The 14,835-nt window shown below is 61.1% G+C and carries 11 protein-coding genes; 9 read left to right on the forward strand and 2 right to left on the reverse strand.

Annotated elements, in window-relative coordinates:
* Positions 1-506 precede the first annotated feature (506 nt).
* From DW892_RS06155 to DW892_RS06170, 5 genes are all read left to right on the forward strand, one after another.
* The gene (locus tag DW892_RS06155) at positions 507-3,857 is read left to right on the forward strand and encodes a CAP domain-containing protein (RefSeq protein ID WP_117766409.1); all 3,351 of its coding nucleotides are present in this window, start codon (positions 507-509) and stop codon (positions 3,855-3,857) included.
* A 21-nt stretch (positions 3,858-3,878) separates the two neighbouring features.
* Positions 3,879-4,319: a hypothetical protein gene (locus DW892_RS10305; RefSeq protein WP_147349712.1), complete on the forward strand. Its 441-nt coding sequence runs from the start codon at positions 3,879-3,881 to the stop codon at positions 4,317-4,319.
* A gap of 128 nt (positions 4,320-4,447) precedes the next feature.
* Positions 4,448-5,203: a metallophosphoesterase gene (locus DW892_RS06160; protein ID WP_089572443.1), complete on the forward strand. Its 756-nt coding sequence runs from the start codon at positions 4,448-4,450 to the stop codon at positions 5,201-5,203.
* Positions 5,204-5,212: 9 nt separating this feature from the next.
* Complete coding sequence (locus DW892_RS06165) at positions 5,213-5,851, forward strand: metallophosphoesterase (RefSeq protein ID WP_117766411.1); 639 nt, start codon at positions 5,213-5,215, stop codon at positions 5,849-5,851.
* Entirely contained in the window at positions 5,848-6,573 is a 726-nt protein-coding gene (locus tag DW892_RS06170) for a metallophosphoesterase (RefSeq protein WP_117766413.1), read from the forward strand. Before DW892_RS06165 ends, DW892_RS06170 begins: the two co-directional genes overlap by 4 nt.
* A gap of 15 nt (positions 6,574-6,588) precedes the next feature.
* Here the strand turns inward: DW892_RS06170 and gluQRS are convergent, their stop codons facing one another.
* The gene (gene gluQRS / locus DW892_RS06175) at positions 6,589-7,593 is read right to left on the reverse strand and encodes a tRNA glutamyl-Q(34) synthetase GluQRS (protein WP_117766415.1); all 1,005 of its coding nucleotides are present in this window, start codon (positions 7,591-7,593) and stop codon (positions 6,589-6,591) included.
* A 509-nt stretch (positions 7,594-8,102) separates the two neighbouring features.
* Between gluQRS and DW892_RS10400 the strand changes: the two genes are divergently transcribed.
* Complete coding sequence (locus DW892_RS10400; RefSeq protein WP_158567035.1) at positions 8,103-10,049, forward strand: DUF2207 domain-containing protein; 1,947 nt, start codon at positions 8,103-8,105, stop codon at positions 10,047-10,049.
* Between the two features lie 452 nt (positions 10,050-10,501).
* Here the strand turns inward: DW892_RS10400 and DW892_RS06185 are convergent, their stop codons facing one another.
* Positions 10,502-11,143: a GNAT family N-acetyltransferase gene (locus DW892_RS06185; protein ID WP_117635615.1), complete on the reverse strand. Its 642-nt coding sequence runs from the start codon at positions 11,141-11,143 to the stop codon at positions 10,502-10,504.
* A gap of 277 nt (positions 11,144-11,420) precedes the next feature.
* Between DW892_RS06185 and purH the strand changes: the two genes are divergently transcribed.
* The 3 genes from purH to DW892_RS06200 all read left to right on the forward strand — a co-directional run bounded on the left by purH (position 11,421) and on the right by DW892_RS06200 (position 14,833).
* Positions 11,421-13,028 (forward strand): bifunctional phosphoribosylaminoimidazolecarboxamide formyltransferase/IMP cyclohydrolase, encoded by a 1,608-nt coding sequence (gene purH / locus DW892_RS06190; protein ID WP_117766417.1) that lies wholly within the window; start codon positions 11,421-11,423, stop codon positions 13,026-13,028.
* Between the two features lie 222 nt (positions 13,029-13,250).
* Positions 13,251-13,982, forward strand: coding sequence for a hypothetical protein (locus DW892_RS06195; RefSeq protein WP_117759752.1), 732 nt, complete (start codon positions 13,251-13,253; stop codon positions 13,980-13,982).
* Between the two features lie 179 nt (positions 13,983-14,161).
* Positions 14,162-14,833, forward strand: coding sequence for a response regulator transcription factor (locus DW892_RS06200; protein ID WP_117564915.1), 672 nt, complete (start codon positions 14,162-14,164; stop codon positions 14,831-14,833).
* Positions 14,834-14,835: the final 2 nt, after the last annotated feature.

A 14,835-nucleotide genomic window follows, 5' to 3' on the forward strand; every position in this document is an offset into this window, starting at 1 on the left:
CGTTGCGCTGAGTCCTGAGGCTGTTGCAATGAAAATGAGAATCAAGGCATCCGTTATATGCGTTAGAAAAATAAAATTGTTCTTGCAACATACAAGCGGAGCGCATATACTGCAGTCATAGCGTATGAGATGGGGTCTCTAAAAGAGGCCAAGCACAGCAATTTGAGTTTATGTAGACGGGACTTGAGCATGAGCACCAGCAGTTTCTCCTTTAACAACGATAATAGTAGTTACATTAATCTCGAGACTATCCTTGGTTGCACTGTCGGTTCTCGCGCAGAGAACGGGCTTGTATTTCTAGATGAAGAGAAGCCATGCGGCGAAGAACTCGAGTATTTAGATGAGATTGAGCGCGAGCGGAACTATGAGTTTGGCTTTTGCGGAGATCAGTTTCATCACGATTCAATTCGCTCAATTTAATTACCCCGTTATCACCTCTTTTTAATGGGGCAAGTTGGATCGACTATCTGTGGCAAACAACGGCTCACCGTGGGAAGGAATCGGCAATGAGCAAGAACATGAATAAGGACATGAACGGCAAGGCTTTGGGTAAGGCCAAGGCGGCTGGACGCGTGGCGACAGTTGCTGCGGCGACGATTGCCATGACGGGCGGCTCGCTGCTGTCGCCCCTGGCCGCGGCGGCGCAGGGTGCGGATGGCATTGGCGCTGCGGGCGCAACGGCTGCGGTGATGTCGCCGCTGACGAGCGCTGCGGCCGCCGGTGCTGGCGCGGGTGCTGTGTCTGCGGCGCAAAAGGTCGCCGACCTGCAGGCTGCAGTTGATGCGGCGCGTGCCAAAGCTGCTGCTGCCAAGGCCGATCTGGAAGCGGCTGCTGCTCCCTACGATGCCGCTGCCGCCAACCAGCAGCGGGCGCAGGGCGCCTATGACGCGGCCCGCGGTGCAAGCGATAGCGCGGCCTCTGCTGCCTCGGCCGAGCTGGAAAAGCAGCTGGGCGCTGCGCAAGACAAGGCCGATTTGGATGTCAAGACGCTTGAGGACGCTCAGGCTGCGCTCGATGCCGCCAAGAAGAACCTGACGGACAAGGACGAAGCCCTGACTGCCGCCCGGAAGGCGGCAAGCGATGCCCAGTCTGCGCTCGAGGCCGCACAGGCCGCTGCATCCGATGCCACGCCCGAGGCCGTAGCCGCCGCCCAGGCTGCCGCAGAGCAGGCGGCGATCGATTTGGAGCAGGCAAAGCAACAGGCCGAAGATGCGCAGACCAGGCTCTCGGATGCTCAGGCTGCCGCCGATGACGCCGCTGCCAAGCAGCAGGATACGCAGGTCAAGCTTTCGGCAGCTCAGCAGGCAAAGACCGCGGCAGATGCGGACGTGGACGCCGCACAGGCGAGCTATGACGCGGCCAAGGCCGATCTGGATCGAGCCGAGCAGGGCGCTGCGGGCCCGGAGTACGAGGACGCTAAGGCAAAGGTAAACGCTGCGTCCGAGGCGCTGGCGGCCGCCAAGGCCACGCAGTCGCAGCGCGAGGATGAGCTTGCTGCTGCCGAGCAAGAGGTGAGTGCCGCCGAGGGCGAGGTGCAGACTGCACAGCAGGCAGTTGCCGATCAGCAACAGGTCGCTGCCGAAGCCCAGTCCAAGCTGGGTGCCGCTGTTGCCGCCAAGACAGCAGCCGACGCCGCCCTCGACCAGGCCAAGACCGATCATGCCTCCGCGCTCACGGAGCTGGCCGATGCCCAGGCCAAGCTTTCGGCAGCAAAGGACGAGAAAGACGCTGCCGACAAGGCGCTCGATCAGGCGACGGCTCAAAAGCAGCAGGCCGACCAGGCTGTGGCTCAGGCCCAGGCCAAGCTCGATGCCGCTCAGGCAACGGCGAATGCATCGGCGGAGAACTACCGCCAGGGTGCTATCGCGTTCTTTAAGGGCGTGGGCGCCAACGACGCGGCAGATATCATCCTCAACTGCAAACTCGCTAGCTACAACAAGGTGGGCGAGGAGGCCGATGCGACGAGCCTGGCCAACATGAAGCAGGCGGTCGTGTGGCTCAAGGCGTGCAACGAGTATCGCGCGAGCGTTGGCCTGGGTGAGCTCAAGGTGACATATGCCATGATGGCGACCGCCATCGCCGACGCGAACTTCTCCGATACGAAGGTCGCGCACGCTCAGCAGTTTAACGTGGGCGAGAATGTGGCGTGGAACTACGGAAGCAATCCGTTTAAGCAGTGGGTCGATCAGGAGAAGGCCATCTTTGATGCTGCCGCCGCCTCGCTGGGCGCGTCGGGCCTTACGGGAAAGGCCGCTTACGATTTCTATACAGCGCATAGCTCCCAGATTGATAACTACGCCGCACTGCACGGTGGACCAAACCCTTCGGTCGGACATTACATCAACGTGATCAACCCCGATTACACCGTGACGGGCATGGGCGTTTGCACGCGAGGGACGCTGTACGGGAGTACACAGGCGCAAACATTTGTATATTCTGGTCAATGGTATAAGCCGTATAACCTCAATCCGATGACGGTTGCAGAGTATGAGGCTGCGTTGAATGCGTGGTGTGACTCGTTGGCAAATCCCGAGCAGGGCGTGGATGCGGCACGCAAGGAGCTTGCTGTGGCGCAGGGCGTTGCCGACGATGCCGGCAGCAAGGTGAGTGCAGCATCGCAGGCCGTTGCAGCAAAGCAAACCCAGGTTGAGCGCGCTGCCGCTAACGTTGATGTCGCGGCAACCAAGGCCTCGGAGGCCCAGGCTGCCGTGGCGCAAAAGCAGGCTGCAGCTGACGCCGCCGCGCGTGCCGTCAGCGATGCCCGCGCCGATTTGAGCGCTGCCAACGCCGCTGTTGCGGCAGCGCAGGACGCCGTGGCCGCCAAGTCTGGCGAGCTCGACATTGCCAAGGGCAAGGTGGCTGCTGCCAAGCGCGCACTGGACGCCGCTCGTGCCGGTGTTGGCGACAAACGGGATGCACTTGCCGCGGCCCAGGATGAGCTAGCGGCGTACTCAGCCGATATCGCCGCTGCTCAGCGTGCGTTTGATGCGGCGTCGTCTGCACTCGAAAGCGCGCGTGCCAATCAGCGCGAGGCGGAGGCCGAACTTCTTGCCACCCAAGGCGATGCCGATCAGGCAGGCATCGATGCTGCTGCCACTCAGGTGGAGCTCGATATGGCGCAGCGGGCTGCAAGCGATGCCGACGCCGTCGTGGCAACGGCTCAGGCAAAATCTGATGCAGCTGCCGCCCGCGCCTCTCAGCTTAAGAATGCCGCCGCAGCACTTGCCAAGGCCACTGGGGACAAAGCGACTGCCGATGCCGCGCTCGATGCAGCGGCGATGGCCGTGAGCGATGCCGAGTATGACGTGGTGGAGGCTGACGATGCCGTGGTGGATGCGACTGTCGCGCGCGACGCCTCTGCCGCCGCGGTTGCCCGCCTGCGCAGAATCAATATTGCCGAAGCCATTGTCAACGGCAGCACTGACGATGCGGACGAGGTACTTAACGCCAAGATCGCTGCGGCCCACGATGCCGCCGAGCGTGCCGCGACCGCCAAGGCCGAACTCGATGACGCCGTGGCTGCGACGGATGCCGTGGCGCCGGCATACTTGGAGGCGCTCGCCAACTACACCGCCGCCAAGGTCGAGCTCGACCAGGCTATTGCCGAGCTTAACGCCGAGATCGCTCGCCAAGAGGCCGCCGACCGCGGAAACGGCGAGCAGACCCAGCCCGTCACGCAAGTGACGTACCAGGCCAAGCATGCGGAGGCAAAGACCGAGGCCACGACTTGGCAGACGGCGATGCCCGCCACGGGCGATGCGTCCGAGCTGCTGGGTGAGACCTTCGTGATCGGCGGCACGGTCCTGGTGGCCGCCGGCGTATTCCTGTCCGATAAGCGCCGCCAGCTGATCCGTTAGGGACAGGGAAGCGCGCTGTTTTTGGCGCGCACCGCAGGGGCATGGGCTCTGCGGCGCGCGCCGCCTTTTTCTTCAAGATTGATTAAGGAGGGATATATGCAAATAAGAGGAGAGGCCGCGATCGCCTGCGGATTCATGGCGGGTCTGGCAACGGGGTTGCTGTTCGATGGATGTTTCGACAGCTATATCAATCGATTCTGCGATTTTGGTTTTTCGAGAGGCAAGCCTTGGAAAACAGCGCCAGCTCGTCAAGAGGTGGCTGCGCCCATCGAGCCCCGCAGTGTGGATACCTCAAAAATCAAGGTAATCGTCACTAAGAACGGCAAGATTTACCACCGTTCTACGGGGTGCAAAAGCCTTCCTCAAAACGCCATTAAAACAAGCGTACCATTAGCGGCTGCACTCAAGCGAGGCAAGACGCCCTGCCCAACATGCTGCCCGCCAACAGTGTGCTCGATCTAGTTTTTTGGGTGTTTGATCCGTTTGGATGGAAGAACGAAGGGTAAGCCCTAAGGGATACAGATGCCGGCCCGGCCTGCAATTTCTTCCATTGATTTGTCCAGAGTCGCACAGCACGGACGTGTTGTTTGATGTCTATTTTCGTTACCGGAGACGTTCACGGTGTTGCCGAGTATGGGGCGAGTCGCTTCTCGTCGCGCGTTTGGCCATTGGGTCGAACGCTGACGCGCGATGACGTTGTCATCGTTGCCGGCGACTTTGGCTTTATATGGAGCGGCTCGAACACCGACAAATACTGGCTCGACTGGTTTGAGTCCAAGCCCTGGACCACGTGTTTTGTCGACGGCAATCACGAGAACCATCATCTGCTGGCGGGGCTGCCAATGCGTGAGTGGAACGGGGGCCTCGTTCACGAGGTTCGCCCGCACGTGCTGCACCTGATGCGCGGCGAGGTGTTCGACATCACGGGGACCACGGTGCTCGCCATGGGTGGCGCCGCGAGCCATGACAAACAGTGGCGTCAGGAGGGAAAGACGTGGTGGCCCGAGGAGATGCCGAGTGAGCGCGAGATCAAACACTGTCGCGCCTCGCTCGATCGCGCGGGCTGGAAGGTCGACTATGTTGTGACGCACGAGGCGCCGGTCGATTTGGCTGACGAGCTGTGCATGGAGTGCAATCGCGAGTTCTACGACGATTCGCTGCAGGCCTTTTTGGGCGAGCTCGACGGGCGGCTCGACTACCGCACCTGGTTCTTTGGCCATTACCATGACGATGAATGGCGCGATGACAAGCATCGCCTTATCTACCAAGATATCGTGCCGATCGAAGCGCGATGTGCCGATGGGCAGGATGAGACGGCGAGTGACTATTTTGAGCAAGAGCGTTAGGAGGTCCCCATGATCTGGTTTACCAGCGATACCCACTTTGGGCACGAGAACATGCTGCGGCTCGCCGACAGGCCTTGGTCGACTGTTGGGCAGATGAACGACGCCATGGTCGCTAGCATTAATAGCAAGGTCGCTGCGGATGACGAGCTTTACATTTTGGGTGACTTCAGCTTTAAGATGACGGTCCAAGATGCCTACGAGCTGCGCAAGAGCATTGCATGCAAGCGCGTCCATCTGCTGCCCGGCAACCATGACAAAGACTGGACGCAGCCTGCGGTGGCGGATGCTTTTATCGTCGAGCCGCCCATTTGCGTGCTCAAGATCGACCGTCAAAAAATCGTGCTGAGCCACTATCCCATGGTCGATTGGCAGGGCATGTCGCACGGTGGCTGGCATCTGCACGGACATATCCACAGCTGCGGCGGCGCGTACAACAAGTTCAACCTTCGGCAGGGACTGCTGCGCTATGACGTGGGCGTGGACGCCAGCGGCTACGCTCCGGTGAGCTTGGAGGAGCTCAAGTCATGGTTTGCGCAGGTCGACGAGCCGGCGTGTTGCGTTAAGTGGCCGTGGTGGGTCAACGCCACGGGCGATGAGCAGGTCGAGCACGATCTCGAAACCTATAAGAGGGAAGTGGTGATCCGATGACAGTCTATGTGACGGGCGATATTCATGGCGGCCTCGACATGCAAAAGCTGCGCGATTGGGACCTTGGGGATAGCCTGACGAGCGACGACTATCTGATTATCGCGGGCGACTTTGGCTTTCCCTGGGATTTCTCTGCCGAGGAATGTGCCGACATCGCTTGGCTGGAGTCGCGCCCCTATACCGTGCTGTTCGTCGACGGCAACCACGAGCGTTTCGATCACTGGGCGGAGCGTCCCATGGAGCTGTGGCACGGTGGGCTGACGCAGCGTCTGTCGGATACCTCCCCCATACGGCGCCTGACGCGCGGCGAGGTTTTTGAGCTCGACGGCTCAACGATCTTTACCATGGGCGGCGCCACGAGCGTGGACAAAGAATACCGCATTCCCTATTCCAGCTGGTGGCCGCAGGAACTGCCGGACGAGCGCAACTTTGAGGAGGCGCGGGCAAAGCTCGACAGCGTGGGTTGGAAGGTCGACTACGTGGTCACCCACACCTGCTCTACGCGCATGCTTTCGCCCACGCTTTATCCGGCGCCCGGCTGGAATTGCCCCGCCGTTGATCGGCTTACGGCGTTTTTCGATGAGCTGGAGGACCGCTTGGACTACAAGCGCTGGTACTACGGGCATTTTCATCGGGATGCCAACCCGGCCGAGCGCCATACCGTGCTCTACGACTGCATCGTTCGCCTGGGCGACGAACTCCAGCCCTGGGATGTTGCGTAGGGGTGGGGTGCCTGATTACTCAGCCGTTACGGTAATGTTCTCCCTGTGCTTGCGGATAACATCCCAGCTAAAATGCTCGACCAGCTGCTCGGCAGAGCGCGGCGTGGTGCCCGGCGCGATGCCCGTTTGTCCGGCGAGCCAACCCAGCAGCGCTTCGGGCGTGCCAAAGCGGGCGCGGAGTTCGCCCAGGTCCAGATCGCGGTCTCGTTTGGAAAGGCGGCGGCCGTCCGGTGCCATGAGCAGCGGAATATGTGCGTAGTGCGGCGTGGGCAGTCCCAACAGGTGCTGCAGATAGATCTGGCGCGGCGTGGACCCCAGCAGGTCGCATCCGCGCACGACCTCGGTGACGCCCATGGCAGCGTCGTCGACCACCACGGCTAGCTGATAGGCAAACACGCCGTCGCTGCGGCGCACCAAAAAGTCGCCGCACTCGGTGGCGAGTGCTTCGCATTGGGCGCCGTACGTGCGATCCACAAATTCGATCACGTCGTCTGCGAGGTCGTCGACGGTGGGCACGCGCAGACGTGTGGCCGGCGCGCGCAGGGCGCTGCGGCGGGCCACCTCCTCGGCCGAAAGACTTCGGCAGGCGCCACGGTAGATGGGCGTGCCGTCGCTCGCGTGCGGTGCACTCGCGGCGTGGAGCTCGGCGCGTGTGCAAAAGCAGGGATAGGTGAGGCCGGCGTATTGCAACTGGTGCAGGGCGTCCTCGTACAAGTCCAGGCGGTCGTGCTGGTAGTAGGGGCCTTCGTCCCACTCCAGCCCCAGCCAGGCCAGGTCGTCAATCAATTGAGTGGCAAGTTCGGGGCGCTTGCAGCGATCGTCCAGGTCCTCAATGCGTAACACGATGCTGCCGCCCTGGCCGCGGGCCGAAAGCCACGCGCACAGGCAGCTGAACACGTTGCCCAGGTGCATGCGGCCCGAGGGCGACGGGGCAAAGCGCCCCACGACGGGGGTGGGGGCGGCCGGCGTCGTTGGCGCGTCGGCGGCGGGTGTTGCTATGTTGCGTGCGTTGATGTCCATGCGGACGAGTATAGCGCGGGGCGCGGTGGGGGAGACGCTGCCGTGGCCTGCAAGTTGCTGAGGCCGCGCGTTGCGCGTGCCGGACCACCGGCTCGGCACCTTAATCGTCGTCAATCAATCTAGCTCTCAAACGACAGAAACCCCGGCAGCTCTTCGCAACTGCCGGGGTTTCCGCGGAAAAGGGGGACATGATCCTCGAGCGAACGGCAAAGGGGCAAACCGTTTTCGCTCAACTGCTTTATGCCCCTCGCTCGCCGGCTTAATCGGCTCACGCCGCGCCCACACAAAGCCGCTACACCTGTGATGGAGCTATGAAGTGGTATCTATTGCCGGAGCGGGCTATGCCAAGGAGTGTCCCAGATTGCCGGCAGATAAGGAACGTCCCCAGGTGCCGGCCGCGGGTGTGACTTTCGGCCCGTTTTGACGCTCCGCTGACCTAGATGTTCGTTACATGAACCCGCAAACGTGGGACAATGACGCTACTGGTACCACAGACAAAGGATGTGCCTATGAACGCCCCCGTTGCCCAGCCCTGTTGGCAGCGCCGCCTGTTTGCGCGGTTCGCTTCCGTCTGCGCACTCGTCGCGCTTGCGTTGTTGCTGCTGCCTGCCGTCGCGCACGCCGACGGCTACTCCATGAGCCAAACCTATATCGGTGCCACGGTTGAGGCCGATGGCTCGCTGACCGTTGTCGAGGGACGCCAGTTCGATTTCGACGATGACATTAACGGCGTGTATTGGGATATCAATACAGGCTCTAACCAGCAAGGCGGCTCGGTGGTCGTCAATGTGCTGAGCGTCGAGGAAGACGACACTGCGTTTAACAAGGTCGACAGCGCAAATAAAGGCGACGACGGCGTTTACACGGTGGAACAGTCCGACGACGGCGTAAAGATTAAGGTGTTCAGCCCTCACGAGAGCGGCGACAGCGCAATCTACTACGTGAGTTATTCCATGACCGGTGCGGTTATGAACTGGGCCGATACCGCCGAGCTCTACTGGAAATTCGTCGGCGACGGCTGGTCGGCGGACTCCGATGACGTCGAGATGGAAGTCTACTTTGCAAATGCCGCTGCCGGGACGGCTGCCGTCAAGGGCGATAACTTCCGCGCATGGGGCCACGGCCCGCTGACGGGCGACGTGTCGCTCGATGCGGACGAGCCCATGGTCACCTATACCATTCCCTGCGTGCACCAGGGCGAATTCGCCGAGGCACGCATCGCCTTCCCTAGCGACTGGGTGCCGCAGCTTGCCGCTTCGGGCGAAGAGCGCATGTCAACGATCCTGAGCGAAGAGAAGGAATGGGCCGACGAAGCTAACGCCCGCCGTGAGCACGCGCGTGCGGTTGCCAGCGCGATTGCCGTGGTGTGTGTTGTTGTGGCGGTTGCCTATACCGGTGTAATCGTGATGCTCAAGCTGCGCAGGCCCAAGCCCAAGCCGCTCTTCCAGGACGAGTACTTCCGCGATGTGCCCTCCGCCGATCATCCCGCGGTGCTTGCAACTCTTATGAGCTGGAACGACGTGCCCGATCAGGCATATATCGCCACGCTGATGAAGCTGACCGACGACCGCGTGATCAAGCTGGAAGAAGCGACCGAGACCAAGAAGAAGGGTCTGCTCCGTCGCGAAAAAGAGGAGCAGACGTATCGCATCACAGTGACCGACGAGGCCTGGAAGGCTGCCAAGAAGGACGGCATCGATCGCGACGTGCTCAAGGTCTTCTTCGCTGGCGTTAAGCCCGATAAAGACGGCGTCCGTTCGCGCACGTTTAGCGAGCTGGAGGAGTATGCCAGCGAGCGTACTGAATCTGTTGGCGACAAGCTCGAGGACTATCAGAGCACGGTTAAGGGCAAGCTGGAGGAGTGCGAGTTTATCGCATCGGATGGCACTATCGCGATGGTGGCCGGCCTGGTTCTCGGCATCATCATTGTCTTTGGCATTTTGGGCTCTCTGATCTATACCGACTTTGCGGATGCCAATGTCGGTGCCGCTATGATTTCGATCCCCGTCACGATCGTGGGCTTTGTCCTGAGCTGCACCTTCCGCCGTTACACGCCGGAGGGCGCCGAGGTGGCGGCTCGCTGCAAGGCGCTCAAGCATTGGCTCGAGGACTTTACGCGTCTGAAGGAGGCCGTCCCCAGCGACCTGATCTTGTGGAACAAGTTGCTGGTGATGGGCGTTGCCCTGGGCGTTTCGAAAGAAGTGCTGCGACAGCTGGCCGAAGCCGTGCCTGCGGACCTGCGCAACAGTGACGATTTCTACGACAACTACCCCTGCTACTGGTGGTATTACCATCACTACGGCAACGAGTCCCCGCTCGATTCGTTCAACGATGTGTACCACGAGACCATCCGCGAGCTGGCTTCGAGTTCCGATAGCTCGAGCGGCGGCAGCGGTGGCGGCTTTTCCGGTGGCGGCGGTGGCGGCGTCGGCGGAGGCGGCGGCGGAACGTTCTAGCGAGCGCTTGCTTTGGGGTGGATCTTTCTGGGCGGTTGCCAGGGAAGATTCATCCCATTTTTGTGCATCGAAACGGGTCAAACTTTCCGCTGAGGACCTTCGCGCAAGGGACAGTGGACAAAAAATGCCAAATATGAGTACTATTGCTGCGTTGGTCACATATGTTTGCACATAATAACGGGCTCCTAATGAGAGTACTTCTCGTTAGGAGCCCATTTTATTGAACATTTGGGGAGTTACGTCAGCTCGTGCAGCTGGTCGTCATGCCTATAAGCATCAAAAATGCCCCGAATCGCTGCTACTAAAAAGGTAACAGTACTCATATTTGATGTATTTTGACCACGGCTATCTACAAACCCCCTAGGCCACTCATTAGGGACAGACTTAAATGACTAGTTGTTGGGGATCAGTCATTGGGGACGTTCTTAAATGACTAGGTGTGGCTGCTTGGGCTAGGCTGTTAGATCGAGTTCGTAGAGGAAGCTTTCGCGCGGCATGGCGTGGCGGCGCTCTTCGCGGTTGGCGCGGTGCGTGGCCGTGCGCTTAAAGCCGTGCAACTCGTAGAACTTCCATGAGCAGTTGGAGTCGGTGTACAGGTGCGCCCTCGTCGCTCCAAGCGAGGACAGGTGCGAGACTGCGGCATCGAGCAGAACCGTGCCAACGCCCAGGCCATGGACATCGCGATCCACGGCAAGCAGCGTGACCTCGTTGTCGTGCGGCAACGGGCTGCTCTCGAGCAGACGGTTGTTGGTTCGGATGGTTGCGCGTACAAACGAGAGATACTCGGCGCAGGCATCGGGCTCCAGCTCACGCATCTGCGATAGCAGCGCGCGTTCGGTATCCATCCAATGTTCCTTAACGGTGGCGCCGGAGCTCTGTCCCGCACGCGCGAGCGAAATGCCACGCGCCTGACCGTCAATCACCGCAACCTGCGAAAACGTCGACGACGAAAGGCAGTAGGCAAGGTCGCACGCGGCCTCAAGGCGGTTGTACTCATCGTTATCCGAATTGTTATGCCAAAGCTGCTGCAGAATCAGCGCGATGGCGTCGAAGTCTTCGGTGTCAAACGGTCGGTAGAGAACCCGCGAGACCATAGTGCCTCTTTCTTTTGCGGATGCATATCGAGCACAGTTCTACCACGCCATTGGCATCTAATTATGGTGCCCCTGTGTTCCATGAACTCACCGCGCCCGGTGCTGCGCCCATGCCCTCCGCTCGCAAGCTTTTTCTGCACATGCGACCGTTGCGGGGTGCATCGACGCGCTCGATGCGCTACATTAAATCAGTATTTTCAATGCCGCTGCGCGAGCGCTGCAGATCGACGTATCACCGACTCACAGAGCACGGCGGCGTACCAGACAGGAGGACTGCATGGGATCTGATGTGAAGATCGCACGCGCGTTGATCTCGGTTACCGATAAGACGGGCGTCGTCGATTTCGCACGGACGCTGGTCGATGACTTTGGCGTCGAGATCATCTCTACGGGCGGCACGGCTCGTGCCATCGAGGACGCGGGCGTTCCCGTAACCCCCATCGAGGAGTTCACGGGCTATCCCGAGATGATGGACGGCCGCGTTAAGACCCTGCACCCCAAGGTTCACGGCGCGCTGCTGGCCCGCCGCGATTCCGAGCAGCACATGCAGGAGGCCGCTCAGCACGGCATTAAGCTGATCGACCTGGTCGTCGTCAACCTGTACGAGTTCGAGAAGACCGTTGCCAACCCCGAGGTCACCTTCGCGGATGCCATCGAGCACATCGACATCGGCGGTCCCTCCATGCTGCGCTCTGCTGCCAAGAACGCCACGAGCGTTACCGTCATCTCCGATCCGGCCGACTACGACGCCGTCCTGGCCGAGATGCACGAGACCGGCGGTTGCACCACGCTTTCCACCCGTCGTCGCCTGCAGGTGAAGGTCTACCAGACCACCGCCGCCTACGACACGGCTATCTCCCGTTGGCTTGCCGCCCAGGCAAGTGACGTGGCGGATACCTCTGCCAAGCTCGAGATTTCGCTGGAGAAGGTCGACGACCTGCGCTATGGCGAGAATCCTCAGCAGAAGGCTACGGTCTACCGCTTTGCCGAGGGTTGCGAGAACACCGCGAGCTCGCAGTTTCCGCTCGTGGGCTCCGAGCAGATCCAGGGCAAGCCGCTCAGCTACAATAACTATCTGGATGCCGATGCCGCTTGGAACCTGGTTCGCGAGTTCGACGAGCCTGCCTGCGTGATCCTCAAACACCAGAACCCCTGCGGCTCCGCCGTTGCCGAGGACATTACGTCCGCTTACGACCGCGCCTTCGCCTGCGATCCCAAGAGCGCCTTCGGCGGCATCATCGCCTGCAACCGCGAGGTTCCCTTTGAGCTGGTTGAGCATTTTGCCGATCAGAACAAGCAGTTTGTCGAGGTCATCATCGCCCCGAGCTACACTGCCGAGGCGCTCGAGCGCATGGCCAAGCGCCCCAACCTGCGCGTGCTGGCTACCGGCGGCGTGGACCACGGCGCCCAGGTGGAACTGCGCTCCATCGACGGCGGCATGCTGGTGCAGGAGGTCGACCACGTGACCGAGGACCCCGCGACCTTTACGTTCCCCACCGACCGCAAGCCCACCGATGCCGAGATGGCCGAGCTCGAGTTTGCCTGGAAGGTCTGCAAGGGCGTCAAGTCCAACGCCATCCTGGTCTCCAAGGGCAAGGCCGGCATTGGCATGGGCCCCGGTCAGCCCAACCGCGTTGACTCTGCGCTGCTTGCCTGCGAGCGCGCCGAGGACTTCTGCGAGCGCGAGGGCGTGGAGAAGGGCGGCTTTGCCTGCGCAAGCGACGCGTTCTTCCCGTTCCGCGACAACGTCGACGTGCTTGCCGCACACGGCGTGACCTGCATCATCCAGCCCGGCGGCTCCAAGCGCGATGACGAGAGCATCCAGGCCTGCAACGAGCATGGCATCGCAATGGTCTTCACAGGAGCCAGACATTTTAGGCACTAGGGCTTTCCCAAGCACCCGACCTTGCCCCTCAAACCGTCGCTTGCGTACATTTAGTACGCGGCGCTCCTCTTTCGGGGCAATCTCGGGCACTTGGAAAACCCTTAATGAGATGTTGTTCTATCCCATTAAGCTGATTGATTGCCGGGCCATATCTTCAAAATAATCTCTGCAAAAGACGGCCGCTCCGTTTGGAGGGCCGTCTTTTTGGTATAAGAGGACGGAATGACTAACACGAAAGGTATGACCATGCCCCAGATTGATGATGCAGAGCTGTTTGGCAATGCCGAGGACCAGCGTGCGTACGAGGACTTTTGCGCCAATCAGGAGGCGGTCGAGAAGTTTACGCTCGACAAGCCCGCGCTTATCTGCCGTTGGCGCATGTCCAACAAAAAGGTGCCCATGCTCAACCGTCACATTCGCGCGCTGTCCGAGCGCTTGGTGCAGGGCGAGCCGCTTACCCATAACATGCTCAGCTGGGCCAAGCAGCACGTTGAGTGGTCGCTTGCCGAGGGCGATTACACCGCGCACGACGGCGTGCTCATGCTGGTGATCGACGTTAACGGCAATGCCGCCATGACGGTGGGTGAGTACGAGCCGCTGGCCGATACTTCGGCCAAGGCGCTGCGTGCCCGCTCCGCCGAGGCCCGCTCCGAGGCCGACGAAACCGGCGTGGCGCCCGAGCTGCTCGCTGCCGTCAACAACGGCGAGCTGGCCTTTGTGGCGCCGGCGGACGAGTGCCTGTGTGGCACGGCGACGCTCATAGAGCAGCTGGCCCAGACCAAGGGCATCCCGGTCACGCGCGTAGACATTCCCGCACAGCTCAAGGGCGCCTTGTTCCTGGTAAGCGACGAGCACGGCGTGGTGCCTGCCACCGACGCCGACGCCGCCGAGTCTGATGCCGCGACGGTCGCCTTCTTTGCCGACGGCTACGAAAAGCTTCGCGCCCGCCGCTAAATGATTATTCTGGGACGGGGATTAAAGAATCATTTTGGTTCCCGCCACCGCTGCGAGTGCGAGGCGGACAAAACGCCCCCGCTCGCGAACAGTTCTGTCACCTTGGCGACGTGCGTGGCGCGCACCTGCAGTTTCGCAGCCATAATGGTGGCAAGACAACCAAGAGGGGAGCGGAATCCATGGCGCTAATCTATATCGTTGAGGACGACGAGCCCATTCGTCGTGAGCTTGTCGACATCCTTGCCCGCGCCGGGTTTGAAATCGAGGCCTGCGAATCGTTCGAGCATGTCTCGCGCGATATTCTCGCCGCCGCGCCCGACCTGGTGCTGCTCGACCTCACGCTTCCCGTCAAGGACGGCCAGCATATCTGCCACGAGGTTCGCCGCGAATCCGAGGTCCCCATCATCGTCCTCACCTCGCGCACGACCGAGATCGACGAGGTCATGGCCATGACGCTCGGCGCGGACGACTTTGTTCCCAAGCCCTATAGCGCGCGCGTGCTCGTGGCGCGCATCAACGCACTGCTGCGTCGCACCGCGGCGTCAGGCGAGCGCAGCACGCTCGTCCACAAGGGGCTGGAGCTCGACCTCGCCCGCTCTATGGTCACCAACACGGCGACCGGCGACAGCACCGAGCTCACCAAAAATGAGCTGCGCATTCTCTCGCTGCTCCTGAGCCGCGCGGGCAAGATCGTCTCGCGCTCGGCCATCATGCAGGACCTGTGGGACTCCGACGCCTTCGTGGACGACAATACGCTCACCGTCAACATCAACCGCCTGCGCACCACGCTCGAAAAAATCGGCATCAAGGGGTATTTGACGACGCATCGCGGCCAAGGCTATTCGGTCTAGGG

Origin of the sequence: Collinsella sp. AM40-7AC (assembly GCF_003468125.1) — a bacterium.
GTDB classification, from domain to species: domain Bacteria; phylum Actinomycetota; class Coriobacteriia; order Coriobacteriales; family Coriobacteriaceae; genus Collinsella; species Collinsella aerofaciens_O.

Coding starts and splice junctions, on each gene's coding strand:
- DW892_RS06165 (WP_117766411.1), top strand. CDS start 5,213: ATGATCTGGTTTACCAGCGATACCCACTTTGGGCACGAGAACATGCTG.
- DW892_RS06200 (WP_117564915.1), top strand. CDS start 14,162: ATGGCGCTAATCTATATCGTTGAGGACGACGAGCCCATTCGTCGTGAG.
- DW892_RS06185 (WP_117635615.1), bottom strand. CDS start 11,143: ATGGTCTCGCGGGTTCTCTACCGACCGTTTGACACCGAAGACTTCGAC.
- DW892_RS06195 (WP_117759752.1), top strand. CDS start 13,251: ATGACTAACACGAAAGGTATGACCATGCCCCAGATTGATGATGCAGAG.
- DW892_RS06170 (WP_117766413.1), top strand. CDS start 5,848: ATGACAGTCTATGTGACGGGCGATATTCATGGCGGCCTCGACATGCAA.
- DW892_RS10400 (WP_158567035.1), top strand. CDS start 8,103: ATGAACGCCCCCGTTGCCCAGCCCTGTTGGCAGCGCCGCCTGTTTGCG.
- gluQRS (WP_117766415.1), bottom strand. CDS start 7,593: ATGGACATCAACGCACGCAACATAGCAACACCCGCCGCCGACGCGCCA.
- purH (WP_117766417.1), top strand. CDS start 11,421: ATGGGATCTGATGTGAAGATCGCACGCGCGTTGATCTCGGTTACCGAT.
- DW892_RS06160 (WP_089572443.1), top strand. CDS start 4,448: ATGTCTATTTTCGTTACCGGAGACGTTCACGGTGTTGCCGAGTATGGG.
- DW892_RS06155 (WP_117766409.1), top strand. CDS start 507: ATGAGCAAGAACATGAATAAGGACATGAACGGCAAGGCTTTGGGTAAG.